Source organism: Mycobacterium scrofulaceum (genome assembly GCF_001667885.1).
Taxonomy (GTDB): Bacteria; Actinomycetota; Actinomycetes; order Mycobacteriales; family Mycobacteriaceae; genus Mycobacterium; species Mycobacterium scrofulaceum_C.
On sequence record NZ_LZJW01000111.1, the window covers coordinates 25,052 to 46,446 of the forward strand.

Consider the following 21,395-nt stretch of genomic DNA (forward strand, 5'->3'; position numbering starts at 1 on the left):
GCGCCGAAGCTGGCAACTTCCTGCGTGTCAGCCGTCGGCCAGCAGCTGCTTCTTCAGCACCTTGCCCATCGCGTTGCGGGGCAGCGTGTCGACCAGGCGCACCTCGCGGGGCCGCTTGTGCACCGAAAGCTCTTGCGCCACGTAGTTGATCAGTTCGTCGGAGTTGAGGTCGGGCGCGCCGACGATGAACGCGACGATCCGCTGGCCCAGGTCCTGGTCCGGCATGCCGACGACCGCGGCCTCGCGCACGCCGGGGTGGCCGAGCAGCGCCGTCTCGATCTCGCCGGCGCCGATGCGGTAGCCGCCGGACTTGATCAGGTCGACGGACTCGCGGCCCACGATGCGGTGCATGCCGCCGCCGTCGATGACGGCCACATCGCCGGTGCGATACCAGCCGTCGGCGTCGAAAGCCTCGGCGGTGGCCTCCGGCCGGTTCAGGTAGCCGTCGAACATCGTCGGGCCCCGAACCTCAAGCCGCCCAACGGTTTCGCCGTCGTGCGGCACCGGGTTGCCATTGTCGTCGAGCAGCCTGGTCTGTACGCCGGTGAGCGGCAGGCCCACCCAGCCGGCGCGTCGCTCGCCGTCGGCGCGGGTGGACAGCGTGATCAGCGATTCGGAGGCGCCGTAGCGTTCGACCGGCTCGTGCCCGGTCAGCTCGGCCAGCCGGTCGAAGACCGGCACCGGCAGCGGCGCGCTCCCCGAGACGAGCAGCCGCGCCGGGCGCAGCGCCCGGGCGGCGGCCTCGTCGGCCACCACCCGCGACCACACCGTCGGCACCGCGAAAAACAGCGTGCCGCCCGCCTCCGAACAGGCCTGCGCGTACCCGGCCGGTGTCGGTTTCCCGGTGTGCACGAAGCGGTTTCCCACCCGCAGCGAGCCGAGCAACCCCAGCACCAGCCCGTGCACGTGAAACAGCGGCAGGCCGTGCACCAGCACGTCGTCGGGCGTCCACTGCCACGCCTCCGCCAGGGCGTCGAGATCGGCGGCGATCGCGCGACGGCTCAGCACCACCCCCTTGGGCAGCCCGGTGGTGCCGGAGGTGTAGATGATCATCGCGGTGGCGTCGGGCGACGGCTCGGGATAGCGGTGCCAGGACCGGGCGTGCAGCCGCACCGGGATGTGCGGCAGGCCCTCCGGCTCGTCCGGGACGGGGCCGAGCCAGGCCCGCACCCCCGAATCGGTGATCATGTGGCGACGCTCGGCCGCGCCGACGTCGGCGGGCACCGGGACGAAGGGCACACCGGCGATCAGGCAGCCGGTGACCGCCAGCACGGTCGAGGCGGTCGGCGTGGCCAGGATCGCGACCCGCTCCGCGCCGGCGACCCGCTCGGCCACCGACGTCGCGGCGCCGACCAGGTCGCTGCGGCTCAGCACGGCGCCGTCGATGCGCACCGCGTCGGGGATGTCGGTGGCGGTGACCGCCGCGGGATTCAGGGACGCCAGCAGCACGTCAGCAGGCTACCCGGCCGCCGGGACGGTCAGTCTTGCTCGTCCCAGATCTTGGTCAGGGTGGACAGGATCTCCTCGCCGCGGCCCAGGCCGCCGAGGTGGCTTTCGCCCGGGAGCACGATCAGCTCGCAGTCGGGCAGCAGGGACACGACGTGCTCGCCGTGCGCGAACGGCACGATGTGGTCGCTGTCGCCGTGCCACCAGCGCACCGGGACCTTGACCTCATCGAGCCGGAATCCCCAGTCCTGGGTGAACAGGATGATGTCGTTGAACGGGGCCGCCAACTGTTTGCGGCTGCCGTTGAGCAGGTCGTCGAGGAACATCGCCCCGAACTCCGGCCGGGTCAGCAGGCGGCGGTCGCCCTCGGGCGATATCGCGGCGTAGAGGTACAGCGCGGGGTTCGCGACCGGACGGATCATCCGGACCACCAGGCTGGCGCCGATGCGCAGCGGGTCGCCGCCGAGCCGCAGCAGGGGCGCCACCCGCTTGCCCAGGTTCATCAGCCCGCTGGTGATGCCCTCGTCGCCGAGGAAGGGCGCTACGCCGCCGAGCACGCCGAGCGCAACCACCCGGTCGGGCAGCACCGCGGCGGAGGCGAGCGCGTACGGCCCGCCGCCGGACAGGCCGATGACGGCCATCTTGTCGATCCCGAGCGTGTCCGCGATGGTGCGCAGGTCGTCGCCGAATGCGCGGATGTTGTGGTACCGGTGCGGCGTTGACGAGCCGATTCCGGGGCGGTCCAGGCCGATCAGGCGGATGTGGTGGTGCTCGGCGTAGACCCGCGCCTCGACCGGGATCTGCCGCCGGGCACCGGGGGTGCCGTGCAGCCAGAACATCGCGCGCCCCTGCGGGTCACCGAATTCGGCGAAGCCGATCTGGCGGTCCTCACCGACGGCGATGTTTCCTTCGAGCTTGGGGCGGGCGATCTCGATGGCCATGCCCAGAAGCTTTGCATGTGACGAGCCGTTTACCAAAGGCTCACAAGCGCCACGAAGTCCGGGCCGTACGCCTCGGAAAGTGGTTGCCCCTTCGCACCTTCAATTGGCGTGCATTGGGGAACAACGCCTTCGAGGGCGGCTGAAACCACGGTGCATCCCTGGACTGGCCGACTGGGGTCAGCGGCGGCCGCTCGCGACCAATGACCGATGAGTTCTGCCCTTAGGGGCAGTCTGATCTGCATGGGCAAACTCATCTATGGCTTCAACGTGTCGGTGGACGGTTACATCGCTGATGCACGAGGCAACATCGACTGGACCGATCCGAGCGAAGAACTGCACCAGTACTGGAACGACTTCGAGCGGCAGACCGCGTGCGCGTTCTACGGGCGGCGGCTCTACGAACTGATGTCCGCGTACTGGCCGACAGCCGACGAGGCCCCGGACGCCACCCCCCTGATCGCCGACTTCGCCCGCATCTGGCGTGACATGCCCAAGGTCGTGTTCTCGCACACCCTGGATTCCGTCGACTGGAACTCCCGCCTGGAACGCGGCGACCCCGTCGAGGTGGTGACGAAGCTGAAGGCCGAAACCGACGGCAGGCTGGAGGTGGGCGGCGCGACGCTGGCCGCGCCGATCGTGCGGGCCGGACTGGTGGACGAATACCGGATCGTGGTAGCGCCGATCGCCGTCGGCGGCGGCACCCCGTTCTTCCCGACACTGCCGTCATGGATATCGCTGCGACTGCTGGAGAGCCGCACCTTCCCGTGTGGCACGGTCCTGTTGCGCTACGAAGCGAAACACGACTGATCGGACACCCACAGCCAGACGAGCCGTGGACGCAATACCGTTACCGCTGCTGCACGGCGCCCCGTTCGACACTCATCAGTTTCCACGACCACGCCCAGACGGGTCTCGATGTTCCGGTCGGCGCGCTATGACCCGAGCGGCCGGTCACCGGTGACCCGCGCGGCCCGCAGGCCGGCCAGCTCGTCGTCGGAAAGGCCCAGCCCACGCAGGATCTCGTCGTTGTGCTGGCCCAACGTCGGCGCGGCGCCGCGGTGGTGGCGGGCGGACCCGGGGCTGATCCGAAACGGCCACCCCGGGTAGCGGTGCGGTCCGGTGATCGGGTGGACGAGCTCCTGGTAGTAGCCGCGGGCGTCGAGCTGGGCGATCTCGTACATCCGGTCGCCGGTGATCACGCGTTCGGCCGGGATTCCTTGCACCGCAAGGCCTTCGACGATCGCCTCCGGGCTCTGGGTGCGAGTCCACGCGGCGACCAGGGCGTCGAACGCGTCGTGATCGACTCCCGCCTCTTCGGGCAGCGACAGGGCCACCCACGCGCCCTCCTCGTTCGTCGGGTAAACACCCTGCAGGTAGCCACGCCGGCGGTTGCCTTCGCGCGTTTGTACCACGCCGTTCATCGAATATTCGATGACCGGTTCGGCGGTCACGGCGGCGGCTACCTCGATCTGAGCGACCTCGATCAACTGGCCCTCGCCGGTGCGGCTTCGATGCTCGAGCGCGGCCAGCAGCGCGACAGCGGCGTGCACACCGACGACGGGATCGGCGGGGCCCTGCGGGTTGCACGGCGGCCCCTCCGCATACCCGGTGACCGCCGACATCCCACCGGTCTGCTCGAAGTTCAACGCCCAGCCCACGTAGTCGCGCCAGGGGCCGTGCAAGCCGAAACCCGGCATCCGGACCATGATCACGTCGGGCCTCAGCGCCGCCAGCGACTCGTAGTCCAGACCGAACTGCTCCACCACTCGCGGTGAGAAGTTCTCCACCACAACGTCAGCCCGCGCGGCCAGCCGCCGGGCGATCTCCAGGCCGCGCCGCGAGGTCAGGTCCAGGGTGAGGTCTTTCTTGTTGAGGTTGGTGGCCTGCCACAGGCCGCTACGCTCGTACCAGTCGTCACCCTCGAAGGGAAACGCGCCAGAGTAGCGAAAACCGTCAGGGCGTTGGATCGATTCGACCTTGACGATCTCGGCGCCGAACGCGCCCAGGTAGCAGGTCAGATAGGCGCCCGCCCAGAAGGTGCTCAGGTCAAGCACATTCAGGCCCGCAAAGGGACGGGCGCCCGGCGTCCGAGTGGATGCCGGACGATGCTGTGTCACAGGGCCTTTGGTCAGGCGGAACGGCGAGCCGGGGCGTTGGAATCCCCCGGCGGTGCCGCTCCCCCCACACCCACCCGCCACGAAGAACTCGCGCTTGGCGTACTGCGGACATTCCAGCACGGTGGCGCCGTCGTTGACCGGAGTCGCCGGAATCCGCAACGCCTGGCTCAGGTCGACGATCTCGGCGACCGTTTGCTCAGCGAGCAATGGCTCTGCGCGAGCAAAGAATTCGGCGCGTTCGGGACCGCCCAACATGATCGGGATCTGTTGCTCGCCGAACTCGGGCAGGCCCAGCATCGCGCACACGTCCAGCCAATGCTGGCCCGTCAAGCAGTTGATTCCCACCCAACCGTCGGCTGCGCGGACCACTCCCAGCATCGGAGCCCCCCGAGCGTTGGCGGGCAGGCCGAGGCTGAGCATCTTCTCCGCCATCAGCATGGGATACGGCAGCGTCGACAGCAACGCCTCGAATTCCGAAACATCCACCTGCACAACATCATCGGACGCGCAGCGCAATGCGGTCAGCGCCCCCAGCGCGCCGTAGCCACCCGCGACGTACTCGGCGATCCGCGCGCCGACCTGCACCGGCGGCCGGTCGGGATCGCGGGCGCTGACCCAGCCCGACGCCGCCTGCAGCGTCAGCGACGTGGCCGGCCGGTCCCGCCACGGCCCGGACTGCCCGAAAGCAGAGATGCGGAGCAGCACTAGGTTCGGGTTGAGCCCGCGAAGGGCGTCGCGGTCGAATCCCCAGCCTTCCAGGCTTCCGGGCGGGAAGTTCTCGACGAGCACACGCGCACCCGCGATCAGCTCGCGGGCATCGGAAAAGGCCGCGATTCGCTTACCGGCGTTCAGGTATTGAAATAATCCGCTCCGGTCCGGATCCACAACCCCGCCGCGAAACGGGCCCCAATGGCGCAGCGGATCCCCGCCCGGTGGCTCGATCTTGGTGACCTCAGCGCCGAGGTCGACGAAAAGCTTTGCCGCATAAGGGCCCGAGATCTCCCTGGTGATTTCGACGACGTGGAGCCCGGCGAGGGGTCCCGTCATGCCGGGATCCCGATGGCCTTCACCTCCATGTACTGGTGCAGCCCGGTGACGCCACCGCTCTCCCGCCCGAACCCGCTCAGCTTGAACCCGCCGAACGGCGCGTCGCCCGGCCCGATGCCGTTCACCGCGACCTGGCCCGTGCGCATCCGCCGCGCGACCGCGAGCGCGCGGTCCACATCGGCGCCCCACACGGCGCCCGAGAGCCCGTAGCACGAGTTGTTCGCGATCGCGACGGCGTCGTCGTCGTCGCGGTAGCGCAGCACCGACAGCACCGGCCCGAACACTTCCTCCTGCGCGATGGTCGAATCCGGTTGCACGCCAGTGAGAATCGTCGGTTCGAAGTAGTAGCCGACGTCCAGGCCGGCCGGGCGGCCACCGCCGGTGGCCAGCGTCGCGCCGTCGCGGACCGCGCCGTCGACGTGTGCCTGCACGCGATCGCGTTGCGCCGCGCTGATGAGCGGGCCCATCTGCACCGCCGGGTCGATGGGGTCGCCGACCTTGACTTCGCGGGCCAGCGCGACGAGCCGGTCGACGACCTCGTCGTGCAACGAATCGGGAAGCAGCAGCCGGCTGTGCAGGATGCAGGCCTGCCCGGCGTGCAACGAGCAGCAGTCGAACAGCATCTGCCGCAGCATGTCGTCGGTCACCTGCGTGTCGTCGAGGATGACGCTCGCCGACTTGCCGCCGCACTCCAGCAGCAGCCGCTTCATGGCGTCGCCCGCGGCCCGCATGACCTCGCACCCGACCGCGGAACTGCCGGTGAAGCTGATCATGTCGATGCGCGGATCCGTCGTCAGCAGCTTGGCGGCCTCGAGGCCCGACGGTGTGACCACGTTGACGACACCGGGCGGGATGTCGGTCTCCTCGTCGATGATGCGCGCGAGCGCGAGCCCGGCCAGCGGCGTCAGCGGTGAGGGCTTGAGCACGACGGTGTTGCCCGCGGCCAGCGCGTTGTTGACCTTCATGACGTTGAGGCAGTGCGGGAAGTTCCACGGCGTCAGGATCGATACGACACCGAGCGGCTCGTGACGCAGCAGCGTCGTTCCGGCGCCGATCCCGGTGACCGGCTCGTCGACCAGCTTGGTGGCGAGCTGGGCGGCATGCATGGACATGTAGCCGGCGCCGTCGATTTGCATCATGCGCTCGTTGGTTACGCAGCCCCACTCGACCTGGGACAGCGCGAAGATCTCGTCGGCGTGCTTGAGCAGGGCCTCCCCCAGCTGGTTGAGGCAGCCGGACCGCTCGTCGGGGCCCATCCGGCCCCAGGGCCCGGTGTCGAACGCCGCACGCGCGGCGGCGATCGCCGCGCCGACCTGGGAGACACTCGCATCCGGCGCGGTGCCGATGGACTCTTCGGTCGCCGGGTTGATGTCGTCGTAGCGACCGTCCTCCGGCTCGACCCATCTGCCGTCGATGTAGAGCTGATAGGTGTCGACAAGAGATCCCGGAGTTTGCAGGTCGGTCATGCGGTTCCTCACCCGAACGTCGGTCATCTAACCACTTGGTGTACACCCATGCCCCCGTGGCGTCAATCACCAACCACGCGAATTGCCCGGTATTTTCCCGCTTCGCGCCGGTATTGACACGGGTGCGCGACGCGGAGTAGACACAAGGCCGCAAGACACATTGCGTCAATGTGTCGGATCGTCTGGTCAGGGAGGCCGCCGTGCGGACCACATTTCCCGCGTCTTTGTTGCACTCCCCCGACTTCTACGCCGGCGATCCGTACCCGACGTACCGAGAACTGCGCGCGACGGCGCCGGTGTGCTGGAACGACGTCACCAACTTCTGGGCGCTGCTGAAATACGAGGACATCCGGTTCGTGTCCACCAACCCGGCCACGTTCACCTCCACCCGGGGCATCACGATCCCCGATCCGCAAATGGGCAACGCGGTGCAGGACGGCAACCTCATCTTCACCGACCCGCCCCGGCACCGGCAGTTGCGCAAGCTGATCAACTCCGGCTTCACCCGGCGGCGGGTGGCCGTGCTGGAGCCCAAGATCCGCGAGATCGTCCGGGGCATCCTCGATGGGGTCCAACCGGATTCGGTCCACGAGTTCGCCGACGAAATCGCCGCCCCGCTGCCGACCCGGATGATCGCCGAGCTGATCGGTGCCCCGGCCGATGACTGGGAGCAGTTCCGGGTGTGGTCGGACGCGGCCACCGGGACGGCCGACCCCGAGATCGAGCTGGACCCGTTGGTCGCCATGGGTCAGCTGTACGAGTACTTCCAGGACCTGATCGCCGCCAGGCGCGTGGACGCGCGCGACGACCTGCTGTCGGTGCTGGCCGGCGCGGAGATCGACGGCGTAAGCCTGACCGACGAGGACCTGCTCAATTTCGCCTACCTGCTGCTGGTCGCCGGCAACGAAACCACCCGCAACCTGATCGCGCTGGGCACGCTGGCGCTGATCGCGCACCCCGACCAATGCCGCCTGCTGGTCGATGATCCGGCGCTGATCCCGGGCGCCGTCGAGGAAATGCTGCGGTGGACCAGCCCCGTCGTCCACATGGCGCGCACCGCGACGACCGACGTCGAGATCCGCGGCCAGCGAATCGCCGAGGGCGACGTGGTCGTGATGCTCTACGGCTCCGCCAACCGGGACGAGGAGATCTTCGGTGCCGACTCCGAGGAGTTCAAGGTGACGCGACACCCGAATCCGCACATCGCGTTCGGATGCGGCGAACACTCCTGTGTCGGTGCGCAATTGGCCCGCCTGGAGGCGTGCGTGATGTTCGACGAGCTGTTGCGCCGCTTCCCCAAACTAGAGCTTGTGGGTGCGGTGGACCGAATGCGCGCCACCATGGTGCCCGGGGTCAAGCGCATGCCGGTGCGGCTGGGGACCTGAACCGATGGAGCTGGAGTACTCACCCGAGCAGGAACGGCTGCGCGCCGAAATCCGCGCGACCCTCGAACAGGTGATGACCCCCGAGCGCGTCGCGGCGATCGGCGACAACATCGAGGGCGGACCCGCGGTGCGGGAGTGTGTGCGCGCTTTGGCCGCCGCAAACCTGCTCGGCGTCGGCTGGCCCAAAGAGTATGGGGGACGTGGCTTCTCGGCGATCGAGCAGTTCATCTTCTCCGAGGAGGCGCGGCGCGTCAACGCCCCCATCCCGCTGGTGACGCTCAACACGGTCGGCCCGACGCTGATGCAGTGCGGCACCGAGGAACAGAAGCAGAAGTTCTTGCCCGCGATTCTGGACGGCAGCGTCGAATTCGCGATCGGCTACTCCGAACCCGGGGCGGGCAGCGACCTGGCGTCGGTGCGGACGACGGCGGTGCGCGACGGCGACGACTACATCATCAACGGCCAGAAGATGTTCACCAGCGGCGCGGCCTACGCCGATTACATCTGGCTGGCCGCCCGCACCGATCCCAACGCCAAGAAGCACAAGGGCATTTCCATCTTCATCGTGCCGACCTCATCACCGGGGTTCTCCTGGCAACCGCTGCACACCATGCCGGGCATCTCCACCTTCTACACGTTCTACGACGACGTGCGGGTCCCCGCGAGCGCGCTGGTCGGCGGCGAGAACCAGGGCTGGCAGCTGATCACCACCCAACTCAATTTCGAGCGGGCGGCCCTGGGCAACCTCGGCGCGCTGGAACCGCTGTTCGAGCGGACGCTGCGGTGGGCCACCGACACCGAACTCGACGGCGGCCGGGTCATCGACCAGCCGTGGGTGCAGCTCGCGTTGGCCCGGGTCGAAGCCCAGGTCGCCGCGTACAAGCTGGTCAACCTGCGGGTCAACGCCGCGATGACCAAAGGGGTGCTCAGCATGGGGGAAGCGTCGGCGGCCAAGGTGTTCGGCACCGAACTAACTCAGCAGGTCGCCCGCCAACTGCTCGAGGTGCTCGACCGCAACGGCGTGCGCCGCGGCGCCGGCGCGCCCCTGCGCGGCGCGCTGGAATCCGCATACCGTCAGGCCGTCATCAACACGTTCGGCGGCGGGGCCAACGAAATTCAGCGTGACATCATCGCCATGGCGGGGTTGGGCATGCCGCGCGCCCCTCGTGACCTTCGCGCCACCGCAAATTAGGAGGACAGCACGAAGTGACCGACTCAGAAACCGTCAGCGCCAAGGTCCGGGCCCTCGTCGGCCAGCCGACCGGCGGCACCGGAAAGCCATCGCTCGCGCCGGATCCGGTCAACCAGCCGATGATCCGGCACTGGGCGTACGCGATGGCCGACATGAACCCCGTGTACCTCGACCCGGAGTTCGCCGAGAAATCGCGGTTCGGCGGCATCGTGTCACCGCCGGTGATGCTGCAGACCTGGACCATGCCGTCACCGCTCCTCGAGGGCATCGGCGAGCGCGGTGGCGCTCCCGTCGAGATCAAAGGCAATCCCACGGCGTTCCTGGACGAAGCCGGATACACCAGCACGGTGGCGACCAACTCGGAGTTCGAGATCGAGCGCTACCCGCGCCTGGGCGACGTCATCAGCGCGACGACGGTCTACGAAACGGTCTCCGAGGAAAAGAAGACGGCCCTGGGCACCGGCTTCTTCCTGACCTGGCTGACCACCTACACCGACCAGAACGGGGAGGTTCTGGGACGGCAACGATTCCGGGTGCTGCGATTCAGGCCGGAGCGCTGATGGCGACCCGACTGGCGCCGGCCATCACCAAGGACACCGAGTTCTTCTGGAATGGCTTGCGGGACCACAAGCTCCTGATCCAGCGCTGCGGCGGATGCGGGCGGCTGCGCCACCCGCCGCGCCCGATGTGCCCGCACTGCCGTTCCCTGGACTGGGAGGCCGTCGAGTCGTCGGGCCGCGGCACCGTCTACAGCTACGTGATGCCGCACGAACCGAAGTTCCCGTTCTTCGAATACCCCTACATCGTCGTGCTGGTCGAGCTCGAGGAGGGCGTGCGGCTGGTATCCAACCTGACCGGCATCGACCCGGCGGACGTGAGAACGGGAATGCCGGTCGAGGTGTACTACCAGGATTTCGACGACCTGGTGCTGCATCAGTTTCGGCCGGCCGGCTAGGCGTGGCCATGGACTTCACGTTCACCGAAGAGCAGGAGACCATCTCCAAGCTCGCCCGCGACCTCTTCGAGCGGCGGGCGGCCCCCGAGCGTCTGACCGAGTTGGAGGGCGGCGACCTCCGCTTCGACGACGCCCTCTGGAAGGAGCTCGCGGCCGCCGACCTGCTGGGCACCGCGCTGCCGGAGTCGGTCGGCGGTAACGGCGGCGGCTTCGTCGAACTCGGCGTGCTGCTGGCCGAGGTGGGCTGGGCCGTCGCGCCGGCGCCGGCCTACGCGACGCTGGCGCTGGGCGCCGACCCGATCGCGCGGCACGGCAATCCCGAACAGCGGCAACGTTTCCTGCCGGGCGTCGCCGCCGGTAACCGCATCCTGACCGCGGGGCTGGCCGAGCCGGGCCGCTCCGATCCGACGGCGCCGGCCACCACCGCGCGGCGCGACGGCGGCAAGTGGCGGCTCGACGGCGCCAAGGAGTTGGTTCCCGCCGCGCAAATCGCCGACACGGTGCTGATCCCGGCGTCGATGGACGACGGCCAGGTCGGCCTGTTCCTGTTGGCGGCCGATGCCCAGGGCGTCGAAATCCGGCCGGTGCCGACCACCAACCGCGAGCCACACGCCGACGTATACCTCGACGGCGCAACGGTATTCGACGCCGACCGGCTCGTCGGGACGGGCCTGATCGAGTCGCTGTGCACCCGCGCGCTGGTCGCCCTGTGCGCGGTCCAGCTGGGCGTCGCGGAGCGGGCCCTGCGGATCGCGGCCGAATACACAACGGGGCGCGAGCAATTCGGCCGCCCCATCGGCAGCTTCCAGGCCGTGCAGCAGCGCATGGCCGACGCGTTCATCGACGTCGAGGCAATCCGGTGGACCACCTGGCACGCGGCGTGGCTGATCGCGCACGACCGGCCGGCCGACCGCGCCGCCCGGATCGCGAAGTTCTGGGCGGCCGAGGCCGGCGCGCGCGTCGCCGCGACCGCCCAACACGTCCACGGCGGCATCGGCATCGACACCACCTATCCCCTGCATCGTTATTTCTTGTGGGCCAAACACAACGAGCTCACGCTCGGCCCGGCCGCGGCTCAACTCGCCCACCTCGGCGCGACGTATTCGGAAGGACTCCCATGACGACCACCGCCAGCCCTACCACCACCCTGCGCTGGGCGGACATCTCCGTCGGCGACGAGGTCACCCCGCTCGAAGTCCCGATCACCACGACGATGATCGTCGCCGGTGCCATCGCCACCCGCGACTTCATGCCCGTGCACCACGACCGCGACTACGCCAACAAGCAGGGCTCGCCCAACCTGTTCATGAACATCCTGACCACCAACGGCTACTGCGTGCGGTTCCTCACCGACTGGGCGGGACCCGAGGCGATGGTCAAGAACCTGTCGATTCGCCTTGGCGTGCCGTGCTTTCCGGACGACCCGCTGCGCTTCACCGGAAGCGTCACCGGGAAGACCGAGGGCACCGGGGGTGAGAACTTCGTCGAGGTGACGTTCAAGGGGTCCAACAGCCTCGGCGACCACGTCTCGGGCACCGCCGTCCTGAGCCTGCTCGACGGGGCGTCCGCGTGAGCGGCTCGCTGCCCGGCGCCGCCGCCATCGTCGGGATTGGCCAGACCGAGTTCTCCAAGGAATCCGGGCGCAGTGAACTGCAATTGGCCTGCGAGGCGGTGAGCGCTGCGCTCGACGACGCCGGGCTGACACCCGGCGACGTCGACGGCATGGTCACCTTCACGATGGATTCCAGCGACGAGATCGAGATCGCGCGCAACGTCGGCATCGGGGACCTGAGCTTCTTCTCCCGCGTGCACCACGGCGGCGGGGCGGCCGCGGGCACCGTCGTGCACGCCGCGATGGCCGTCGCGACGGGCGTCGCCGACGTGGTGGTGTGCTGGCGCGCCTTCAACGAACGCTCCGGCATGCGGTTCGGCGGCAGCGGGCGCACCGACCTGGGGACCCCGCTGTTCATGGCGCACTACGCGCCGTTCGGATTGCTCACCCCCGCGGCGTGGGTCGCGATGCACGCCCAGCGCTACATGTCCACCTACGGCGTCACCAACGAGGACTTCGGCCGCATCGCCGTCGTGGACCGCACCCACGCGGCCCGTAACCCGGACGCCTGGTTCTACCAGCGCCCGATCACGCTGGAAGACCACCAGAATTCGCGTTGGATCGTCGAACCGGTGCTGCGGCTGCTGGATTGCTGTCAGGAAAGCGACGGCGGCGTCGCGCTCGTTATCACCAGCGCCGAACGCGCGCGCGACCTCCGGCAGCCGCCGGCAATCATCACCGCGGCGGCCCAGGGCGCGGCCGCCAACGGCGAGATGATGACGAGCTACTACCGCGACGACATCACCGGCCTGCCCGAGATGGGTGTAGTCGCCGAAAGGCTGTGGCGCGACTCGGGTCTCAAGCCGCAGGACATCCAAACCGCTTTCATCTACGACCATTTCACGCCGTTCGTGTTCACCCAGCTGGAGGAACTCGGGTTCTGCGGGCGCGGCGAGGCGAAGGACTTCGCCACCGTCGAGCGGCTCTCGCTGGGCGGGGAATTCCCAATCAACACCAACGGCGGCCTGTTGGGCGAGGCCTACATTCACGGCATGAACGGCATCACCGAGGGGGTGCGCCAGGTGCGCGGAACGTCGTACAACCAGGTCGAGGGCGTCGAGCACGTCCTGGTCACGTCGGGCACCGGGGTGCCGACCAGCGGGCTGATCCTCGCGCCCGCCGATTGAGGGGAACCATCATGCCGAAGCTCGCGTTGTTGACCGCCCACGGCGGACCCATCGAGCTCGCCGAATTCCCGTTGACCGCGCCGGCACCCGGCACCGCGGCGCTCAAGTTGCGGATGGCCGGCATCTGCGGATCCGACCTGCACATCTTCCGCGGCGAACTGCCGTTGCCGTGCCCGTTTGCCATGGGTCACGAAATGGTCGGCGAGATAGCGGAACTCGGCGACGGACTGACCACCGACGCCACCGGGAAGCCGCTGGCGGTCGGCGATCGCGTCGTGACGCCGTATTTCTGGTTCTGCGGCCGGTGCCACGCCTGCGCGCGGGGCCGGTCGTATGCCTGCCAGAACCTGATGGCCGGCGAATACCGAACGCACGATCAGGCGCCGCACTTCGTCGCCGCCTACGGGGAGTACTACTACACCAGCCGGTGGCAGCCGCTGTACAGGGTGCCCGAGGATCTGCCGGACCAGGCCGTCGCCCCGCTGAACTGCGCGCTGGCCCAGGTGCTGTTCGCGCTGCGCGATGTGCGGTTGGGCGACACGGTGGTCATCCAGGGTGCGGGCGGGCTCGGCATCAACGCCGCGGCCGTGGCGCGCAGCGCCGGTGCCGCGGAGGTCATCGTCATCGACAAGATCGCCGAACGCCTCGACGTCGCGGCCGATTTCGGCGCCACGCACTGCATCGACGCGAGTGCCATCTCGACCGCGGACGTTACCGAGCAGGTCCGCGCGCGCACCGACGGCATCGGCGCCGACTGGGTGCTCGAGGTCGTCGGGGTGCCCGGCGTCATCCCGGACGGGGTTGGCTTCCTCAACAACGGCGGCACGCTGCTCGAGGTCGGCAACGTCGGGATGGGGCGGACCTTCGAGCTGGATCCGAGCGCGCTGGTCTACGGGAACAAATCCGTGCGCGGCGTCATGTTCTACGATCCCGTGACGCTGGCGATCGGGCTGACCTTCCTGCAGCATACCGACTTTCCGTTCGACCGCCTGATGCCCGAACCGTTTCACCTGACCGACGTCAACGCCGCCTTCGCCTCGGCCGACGCGGGGCTGGTGCCCCGGGGGGCGTTGGTGCCGTGATGACCCAAGCGGCCCAGGCCATCGACACCCGCGAGCTGATCGTGGAATCCGCTTACGCCTGCTTCGGCAAGCAGGGGCTGCAGAAGGCGACGATCGTCGACATCGCCAGGACAGCAGGCGTTTCCCGCAGCACCATCTACGAGTACTTCAGCGACAAGGCCGCGATCATCGAGGCGTGCGCCGAACACGCTTCCGAGCGGTTCTATCGCGAGATGTCCAAGGCCATGGACCGGGGCGGCTCGCTTGAGGAAAAGCTCAGCCAGGCGGCGGTTTTCGTGACCCAGGCCCGCCGGTCGATCGCGTCCGAGAAGTACTTCGACGAGGACGCGGTCAGCCTGCTGCTCACCAAGGACGCCGCCGTGCTGCTGCGGGAGTGCGTCGACTTCTTCGCGCCCTACCTGTCGGCCGCGCGGCTCACCGGCGAGGTGCGCAAGGACCTCGACGTAGAGGCCGCCGCGGAATGGTTTGCGCGCATCCTGTTCTCGCTCTTCAGCACGCCGTCGTCGATGCGGGACATGGACGATCCCGAGGTGGCGGCCGAGTTCGTGCGCGCGCACGTGGTGCGCGGCTTCGCGGGCGACCGGCCGCGACGACGTTGAGTGTGCGCCGTTGGCGTCGCTCATCGGCGTGTCGCCGCCCGGTGCGCACACTCAAAGCCCTGAGCGCACGCTCCTTGACGTCAACGCCGCTGCCCCGGCCACACGGTCTCGGCGGCGTGCACCGGTCGGCCGTGGCCGGGCAGCAGATGCGCAACCGGCAACTGCTCCAGGCGCTTTCGCGTGGCCGCGGCGCTGGCGGCGTCGACGATTTCCGGTGTGTGCCAAACCTTGCCGCGAACGGTCAGCACGGCGTCGCCGGACAGCAGCGTCCGGGTCGTCGGGTTCCACAGCGCGATGCTGTCGTCGGTGTGCCCGCCCGCGTTGACGACGGTCCACTCCGGCGCGCCGGGCAGCGACTGGCCGTCGGTCAGTCCCCCGTCGGGCGGCGGACCGGTCCAGCGCATGCCGGCCGGCGTGCCGTATCCCGCCACGCGGGCGCCGCCGAGGAACCCGCCGAACCCGACCCGATCGAGTGGTTGGTCGATCAAGGTGGGCCAGATGCTCGCGGCCCGGCCGAGAGTCGGCGTGCGCGGCTTCGCCCCGTCGAGGTAGGTGAGCGTGCGGGCGGGCAACCAGATGGGGGCGGGATAGCGGGCGGCCAGTTCGGCGGCGCCGGCGACATGGTCGCTGTGTCCATGCGTCGCGACCACGGCGTGCACCGTGCCGCCGAGCCGATACAGCATCCCCGCCAGATCGCTGGCGACGCGGGGCAATCCGGCGTCGACCACCACCGCGCCGTCGCTGCCGCGCAGGACGTAGCAGTTGAAGACCCAGCGCGAGACCCGGGTGATACCGAGATCGGGCATCTCCTCGATGACCAGGCTCATGGCCGAAAGGCTACGCCCGTTAATGCGCTGTGGGCTTTGACCGGGCGGCCGGGGCGGTGATCGCCGGCGTGTCGTCGCCCTGCCGGCACGCTCAAAACCATCAATGCCCGCGCTGCGCCAGCGCCCGCAGAAAGAACGTCAGGTTGGCGGGCCGCTCGGCCAGCCGGCGCATGAAGTAGCCGTACCACTGGGTGCCGAACGGCACGTACACGCGGACCTGGTTTCCCGCTTCCGCCAGCCGGCGCTGCTCGATATCGCGGATGCCGTACAGCATCTGATGCTCGAAATCGGCTGTGGCGCGGCCCGCTTCGCGCGCCAGCGCGGGCACCGCCTCGACGATCGCCGGGTCGTGGCTGGCCACCATCGGGTAGCCCGAGCCGGCCATCAGCACCCGCAGGCAATGCAGGTACGCGTCCGTGACGGCGGCGGGGTCGCGATAGGCCACCGCCGCCGGTTCGTCGTACGCGCCCTTGCACAACCGAATCCGCGCACCGGCCGCCGCGAATTCAGCACAGTCGGCGAGGGTGCGCCGCAGGTAGGCCTGCAACGCCAGCCCGACCCAGGGGAAGTCGAGCCGCAGATCGCGCACGATCGCCAGCGTCGAATCCGTCGTCGTGTGGTCTTCGGCGTCCACCGTCACCCACACGCCGGCCCGCTCCGCCGCTTCGCAAATCCCGTGGGCGTTCTCCCGGGCGACCTGCGCACCGTCGCGCCCCAGCGCCTGTCCCAGCGCCGACAACTTCAGCGACACCTCGAGCGGCCGGACGGCGCCGCGGTCGTCCAAGCGCCCCAGGCGGTCGATCAGGTCGAGGTAGACCCGCACCGCCGCGTCGGCGTCGGCGGCGTCGGTCACGTCCTCCCCCAGATAGTCGATGCTGACAAAGCGGCCCGAAGAGCGCAGCGCCGCAACGCTGTCCAGCGCGCTGCCGACCGTCTCCCCGGGCACGAAGCGATGCACCACGCGGCGCGTCACCGGCAACCCCTCGGCGGCGCGGCGCAATCCCGATCGCCGGCTGGCCGCCATGATCGCCGGCCGCAGCGTGCTGGCGAACAGGCCGGCCATCAGTCGGCCGCCATGTGCGGATACGTGTGGTCGGTCGCCGGCACGAACGTCTCCTTGAGGGTGCGGGCCGACGTCCAGCGCAGCAGGTTCAGCACCGACCCGGCCTTGTCATTGGTGCCCGAACCGCGCGAGCCGCCGAACGGCTGGCGCCCGACGACCGCGCCGGTGGGCTTGTCGTTGACGTAAAAGTTTCCGGCGGCGAAGCGCAGGCGCTCCTGCGCCGTCAGCACGGCGTCGCGGTCGTCGGCGATGACCGCCCCGGTCAGCGCATACCGCGAGCCGGTGTCGATGACGTCGAGGATTCGTTCGTAGTCGTCGTCGGGGTAGACGTGCAGCGACAGCAGCGGACCGAAGTACTCGGTGGCGAACGACTCATCGGTCGGGTCGTCGGAGAGCAGCACCGTGGGGCGCACGAAATAGCCGACACTGTCGTCGTATTCGCCGCCCACCGCGATCGTGACGTGGGCCGCGCTCTTCGCCCGCTCGATGGCGTCGACGTTCTTGGCGAACGCCCGCCGGTCGATCAGCGCGCCCCCGTAATTGGTCAGGTCGGTGACGTCGCCGTAGCGCAGCGCGGCCGTCTCACCCAGAAACTCGTCACCCATGCGCCGCCACACCGAATGCGGAACGAACGCCCGCGACGCCGCCGAACACTTCTGCCCCTGATAGTCGAACGCGCCGCGGATCAGCGCGGTGCGCAGCACATCCGGCCGCGCCGACGGGTGCGCCACCACGAAGTCCTTGCCGCCGGTCTCGCCCACCAGCCGCGGATAACTGTGGTAACGGCCGATGTTGGCGCCCACCTGCTGCCACAGGTGCTGGAATGTGGCCGTCGACCCGGTGAAGTGGATGCCGGCCAGCCGCGGGTCGGCCAGCGCGACATCGGAAACCGCGAAGCCGTCACCGGTGACGAGGTTGATCACGCCGGGCGGCAACCCGGCCGCCTCGAGCAGCCGCATGGTCAGATAGGCCGACAGCGTCTGCGTGACCGACGGTTTCCACACCACCGTGTTGCCCATCAACGCGGGCGCGGTCGGCAGATTGCCGGCGATCGAGGTGAAGTTGAACGGCGTGATGGCATAGACGAATCCGTCGAGCGGGCGGTAGTCGCTGCGGTTCCATTCCCCGGGTCCGCTGATGGGCTGCTGCGCCAGGATCTGGCGCGCGAAGGCCACGTTGAAGCGCCAGAAGTCCACCTGCTCGCAGGGCGAGTCGATTTCGGCCTGGTAGACCGACTTGGACTGGCCGAGCATCGTCGCGGCGGCGATCTTCTCCCGCCATGGCCCGGCCAGCAGGTCGGCGGCCCGTAAGAACACGGCGGCGCGCTCGTCGAAAGGCATTGCGGCCCAAGCGCCCTTGGCCGCCATCGCGGCGTCGATCGCCGCCACCGCGTCGGTGTGGCCGGCGTTGGTCAGGGTGCCCAGTCTGGCGGAATGGCGGTGCGGCGCAACGACGTCGATGCGATCACCGTCGCCCATTCGGTGTGTGCCACCGATGACGTGCGGGAGGTCAATCGGGTGGTCGGTGAGCGCGGCCAATTCGCCGCGCAGCCGGCCGCGCTCGGGCGAGTGCGGCGCATAGTCGTGGACCGGTTCGTTGGCCGGCAACGGCACTTCGGTGATCGTGTCCATGTTGCCAGGATCCTCGCCACGGCGACTGGCCGGACTAGCCGATCGGACAAGATCAAGGCCATTCGATAGTACGATCGAACAATGGTCGGTGTGGGGCTGGGGCAGCTGTTGCTGGCGCTGGACGCGACCCTGGTCAGTCTCGTCGAGGCGCCGCGGGGGCTGGACCTTCCGGTCGGCTCGGCGGCGCTGATCGACAGCGACGACGTGCGGCTGGGACTGGCGGCGGCAGCGGGCTCGGCTGACGTGTTCTTCCTGCTGGGGGTCGCCGACGACGAGGCGCTGCGGTGGATCGCCAAGCAGGCGCGCGAGCGCGTGCCGGCGGCCATCTTCGCCAAGGAGCCGTCGGACGCGTTGGTGAGCGCGGCGGTCGGGGCGGGGGCCGCGGTGGTGGCCGTCGAGCCGCGGGCGCGCTGGGAGCGGCTCTATCAGTTGGTCAATCACGTCCTGGCACATCACGGCGACCGCGCCGATGCGGCGGACGACTCGGGCACCGACCTGTTCGGCCTGGCGCAGTCGCTGGCCGACCGCATCCACGGCATGGTCAGCATCGAAAACGCCCAATCGCATGTGTTGGCGTATTCGGCTTCCAACGACGAAGCCGACGAGCTGCGCCGCCTGTCGATCCTGGGCAGGGCGGGACCGCCCGAGCATCTCGAATGGATCGGCCAGTGGGGCATTTTCGACGCGCTGCGGGCCGGCGACGGGGTGGTCCGCGTGGCCGAGCGCCCGGAGTTGGGTCTGCGCCCGCGGCTGGCCGTCGGGATCTACCAACCCGACGCGCGCCGGCCGCCGGAGTTCGCGGGCACCATCTGGGTGCAGCAGGGCAGCCAACCTTTGGCCGACGACGCCGAGGAGATGTTGCGCGGCGCGGCGGTGCTGGCCGCGCGCATCATGGCGCGGTTGGCCGCCCGGCCGTCCACCCACGCGCGGCGGGTGCAGCAGCTGTTGGGCCTGGTTGACGGCGAAGCCGACGTGGATGCGGTCGCCCGTGAGCTCGGCCTCACCGCCGACGGCGCCGCGGCGCTGATCGGCTGGGACGCCGGGGACGACATGCCCCGGCAGGTCCGGCTGGCCGATGTAATGGCGCTCAGCGCCAGCGCTTTTCGCCGGGACGCCCAGGTGGCGTCTCGGGGGTCGCGCATCTACGTCCTGCTACCCCAGACGCAGACCCGCGCGGTCACCTCCTGGGTCCGCGGCACCATTGCGGCGATGCGCACGGAGCTGGGCGTGCAACTGCGGGCCGCGATCGCCGCACCCGTCGCCGGCCTCAACGGGATCGCCACCGCGCGAGCCGAGCTGGACCGCGTGCTGGACAGCGCTGCGCGGCACCCGATTTCGATTCCGCAGGTGACGTCGCTGGCCGAGGCGCGCACCACCGTGCTGCTCGACGAGATCGTCACCCTGATCGGCCGCGAGCAGCGCCTGACCGACCCCCGGATCGTCGGCCTGCGGGCCAACGATCCGGTCCTCGCCGAGACGCTGCGCGTGTATCTGGACGGCTTCGGCGATGTCGCCTCCGCCGCGCGTCAGTTGCGGGTGCACCCGAACACGGTTCGCTATCGCATCCGGCGAATCGAGCAGCTGCTGGACACGTCCCTGGCCGATCCCGAGGCGCGACTGCTCTTTTCGCTGGCCCTGCGGGTATCGGACGGCGGCTGACCCGGCTTCGCCGAGCGCTGTGGGGGATTTGCCAACCGGCGGTCGCAACGCATGCGAGAATGTCACCCGTAAGGTGATGACGATGCAGGAAGCCGGTGCGAATCCGGCGCGGTCCCGCCACTGTCATCGGGGAGCGACCCTCAACGGCCACGGCTGAAAAGCTGGAAGGCGAGGCGAGCAGCGATCCGAGAGCCAGGACACTCGCGTCATCGCATCCTGCGACCCGGGGCGGAGCACCCCGAGAGAGCTGTCACTCACCATGTCCCGTCCCCAGGCATGGGCGGCCGTCGACGCCGCCACCAAATCGGCGGCTCACCGCCGCGCCCACACCGCCCCCGCCCGCATGGCCTCCGCGACAAGGGCTTTGGCCGCCACCGAAGGCGGCGTCCGATGACCGCCCCGATATGGATGGCCTCCCCTCCCGAGGTGCATTCGGCGTTACTCAGCAGTGGCCCCGGGCCGGGCCCGCTGCTGGCCGCCGCGGCGACCTGGAGCTCGCTGAGCGCCGAGTACGGCCAGGCCGCTGCCGAGCTGACCACGCTGCTGGGCGCGGTGCAGGCCGGCGCCTGGGACGGACCGACCGCGGAGGTTTACCTGGCCGCGCACACGCCGTATCTCGCGTGGCTGGCGCGCGCCGGCGCCGACAGCGCGGCCATGGCCGCCCAGCAGCAAGCGGCGGCCGTCGCCTACTGCACCGCCCTGGCCGCCATGCCGACCCTGCCCGAGTTGGCCGCCAACCACGCCACCCACGCCGCGCTGGTGGCGACGAATTTCTTTGGCATCAACACTATTCCGATCGCGCTCAACGAGGCGGACTACGCCCGCATGTGGGGGCAGGCCGCGACGGTGATGACCGCGTACGAGGGCGTCGCCACGGCCGCGGTGGCCGCCGCCCCCGAAGCGACGCCGGCCCCTCAGGTCGTGGCCGCCGACACGCTGGCGGCCGCCTCCTCCGTGTCGGCGCTGCCCCCCGACCGGCAGAACGACGTCCTGGACTGGCTGGACCGGATCGGCTTCACCGACTTCTACAACCGGTTCATCCAGCCGCTCATCGACCTGCTGATGAACAACCCGTTCTTCAAGGCGCTGTTCTCCGGTTTCGACCCGTGGCTGCCGGTCCTCGGCAATCCGCTGAGCTTTCTGAACCCGTTCAACATCGCGTTCGCCCTCGGCTATCCGATGGATTTCGGTTCGTACTTCGCCTATCTGGCGCAGACCTTCTCGTTCATCGCGGCCGACCTCGCCG

The 21,395-nt window shown here is 69.4% G+C and carries 19 protein-coding genes and 1 riboswitch; of the genes, 12 read left to right on the top strand and 7 right to left on the bottom strand.

Annotated elements, in window-relative coordinates; all coding sequences use genetic code 11:
* Positions 1–27: 27 nt before the first annotated feature.
* Both A5681_RS17340 and A5681_RS17345 read right to left on the bottom strand, forming a co-directional pair.
* Positions 28–1,449: an acyl-CoA synthetase gene (locus A5681_RS17340; protein WP_067277502.1), complete on the bottom strand. Its 1,422-nt coding sequence runs from the start codon at positions 1,447–1,449 to the stop codon at positions 28–30.
* Between the two features lie 29 nt (positions 1,450–1,478).
* Positions 1,479–2,387, bottom strand: a complete 909-nt coding sequence (locus tag A5681_RS17345) for an alpha/beta fold hydrolase (RefSeq protein WP_067277505.1) — start codon at positions 2,385–2,387, stop codon at positions 1,479–1,481.
* A gap of 240 nt (positions 2,388–2,627) precedes the next feature.
* Here A5681_RS17345 and A5681_RS17350 point away from each other — a divergent pair, with 240 nt between their 5' ends.
* Positions 2,628–3,194 carry a dihydrofolate reductase family protein gene (locus A5681_RS17350; RefSeq protein WP_067277509.1) on the top strand — a complete coding sequence of 189 codons (567 nt, stop codon included), beginning with the start codon at positions 2,628–2,630 and terminating at the stop codon, positions 3,192–3,194.
* Positions 3,195–3,319: 125 nt separating this feature from the next.
* On the opposite strand, the gene A5681_RS17355 is transcribed toward A5681_RS17350, so the two are convergent.
* Together A5681_RS17355 and A5681_RS17360 are read right to left on the bottom strand one after the other, a co-directional pair.
* Positions 3,320–5,551: a CaiB/BaiF CoA transferase family protein gene (locus A5681_RS17355; RefSeq protein ID WP_067277512.1), complete on the bottom strand. Its 2,232-nt coding sequence runs from the start codon at positions 5,549–5,551 to the stop codon at positions 3,320–3,322.
* Positions 5,548–7,017 carry an aldehyde dehydrogenase family protein gene (locus A5681_RS17360; RefSeq protein WP_067277568.1) on the bottom strand — a complete coding sequence of 490 codons (1,470 nt, stop codon included), beginning with the start codon at positions 7,015–7,017 and terminating at the stop codon, positions 5,548–5,550. Before A5681_RS17360 ends, A5681_RS17355 begins: the two co-directional genes overlap by 4 nt.
* Before the next feature lie 200 nt (positions 7,018–7,217).
* Between A5681_RS17360 and A5681_RS17365 the strand changes: the two genes are divergently transcribed.
* The 9 genes from A5681_RS17365 to A5681_RS17405 are packed head-to-tail and all read left to right on the top strand — an operon-like array spanning position 7,218 to position 14,969.
* Complete coding sequence (locus A5681_RS17365; RefSeq protein ID WP_067277515.1) at positions 7,218–8,402, top strand: cytochrome P450; 1,185 nt, start codon at positions 7,218–7,220, stop codon at positions 8,400–8,402.
* 4 nt (positions 8,403–8,406) lie between these two features.
* On the top strand, positions 8,407–9,594 hold the full coding sequence (locus A5681_RS17370; RefSeq protein ID WP_067277518.1) for an acyl-CoA dehydrogenase family protein: 1,188 nt from the start codon (positions 8,407–8,409) through the stop codon (positions 9,592–9,594).
* 14 nt (positions 9,595–9,608) lie between these two features.
* Positions 9,609–10,154, top strand: coding sequence for an FAS1-like dehydratase domain-containing protein (locus A5681_RS17375; protein ID WP_067277521.1), 546 nt, complete (start codon positions 9,609–9,611; stop codon positions 10,152–10,154).
* Positions 10,154–10,549: a Zn-ribbon domain-containing OB-fold protein gene (locus A5681_RS17380; protein WP_067277525.1), complete on the top strand. Its 396-nt coding sequence runs from the start codon at positions 10,154–10,156 to the stop codon at positions 10,547–10,549. Before A5681_RS17375 ends, A5681_RS17380 begins: the two co-directional genes overlap by 1 nt.
* A gap of 8 nt (positions 10,550–10,557) precedes the next feature.
* The gene (locus A5681_RS17385; protein WP_067277570.1) at positions 10,558–11,670 is read left to right on the top strand and encodes an acyl-CoA dehydrogenase family protein; all 1,113 of its coding nucleotides are present in this window, start codon (positions 10,558–10,560) and stop codon (positions 11,668–11,670) included.
* Positions 11,667–12,122, top strand: coding sequence for a MaoC family dehydratase (locus tag A5681_RS17390; protein ID WP_067277529.1), 456 nt, complete (start codon positions 11,667–11,669; stop codon positions 12,120–12,122). Before A5681_RS17385 ends, A5681_RS17390 begins: the two co-directional genes overlap by 4 nt.
* Positions 12,119–13,288, top strand: coding sequence for a lipid-transfer protein (locus A5681_RS17395; protein ID WP_067277541.1), 1,170 nt, complete (start codon positions 12,119–12,121; stop codon positions 13,286–13,288). The genes A5681_RS17390 and A5681_RS17395 overlap by 4 nt, the downstream gene beginning before the upstream one ends.
* A gap of 11 nt (positions 13,289–13,299) precedes the next feature.
* Positions 13,300–14,370 carry a zinc-binding dehydrogenase gene (locus tag A5681_RS17400; RefSeq protein WP_067277545.1) on the top strand — a complete coding sequence of 357 codons (1,071 nt, stop codon included), beginning with the start codon at positions 13,300–13,302 and terminating at the stop codon, positions 14,368–14,370.
* Positions 14,370–14,969: a TetR/AcrR family transcriptional regulator gene (locus A5681_RS17405; RefSeq protein ID WP_156738027.1), complete on the top strand. Its 600-nt coding sequence runs from the start codon at positions 14,370–14,372 to the stop codon at positions 14,967–14,969. Before A5681_RS17400 ends, A5681_RS17405 begins: the two co-directional genes overlap by 1 nt.
* A gap of 80 nt (positions 14,970–15,049) precedes the next feature.
* On the opposite strand, the gene A5681_RS17410 is transcribed toward A5681_RS17405, so the two are convergent.
* The 3 genes from A5681_RS17410 to pruA form a co-directional block, all read right to left on the bottom strand.
* Positions 15,050–15,796: an MBL fold metallo-hydrolase gene (locus A5681_RS17410; RefSeq protein WP_067277554.1), complete on the bottom strand. Its 747-nt coding sequence runs from the start codon at positions 15,794–15,796 to the stop codon at positions 15,050–15,052.
* A 100-nt stretch (positions 15,797–15,896) separates the two neighbouring features.
* Positions 15,897–16,859, bottom strand: coding sequence for a proline dehydrogenase family protein (locus tag A5681_RS17415; protein ID WP_067277555.1), 963 nt, complete (start codon positions 16,857–16,859; stop codon positions 15,897–15,899).
* Complete coding sequence (pruA, locus tag A5681_RS17420; RefSeq protein ID WP_067277558.1) at positions 16,859–18,490, bottom strand: L-glutamate gamma-semialdehyde dehydrogenase; 1,632 nt, start codon at positions 18,488–18,490, stop codon at positions 16,859–16,861. Before pruA ends, A5681_RS17415 begins: the two co-directional genes overlap by 1 nt.
* 81 nt (positions 18,491–18,571) lie before the next feature.
* Between pruA and A5681_RS17425 the strand changes: the two genes are divergently transcribed.
* Positions 18,572–20,149, top strand: coding sequence for a PucR family transcriptional regulator (locus tag A5681_RS17425; RefSeq protein WP_067277560.1), 1,578 nt, complete (start codon positions 18,572–18,574; stop codon positions 20,147–20,149).
* A 42-nt stretch (positions 20,150–20,191) separates the two neighbouring features.
* Positions 20,192–20,373, top strand: a riboswitch (cobalamin riboswitch).
* A gap of 166 nt (positions 20,374–20,539) precedes the next feature.
* Positions 20,540–21,395: PPE family protein (locus tag A5681_RS17430; RefSeq protein ID WP_156738028.1), on the top strand; the 856-nt coding region annotated here is incomplete at its 3' end.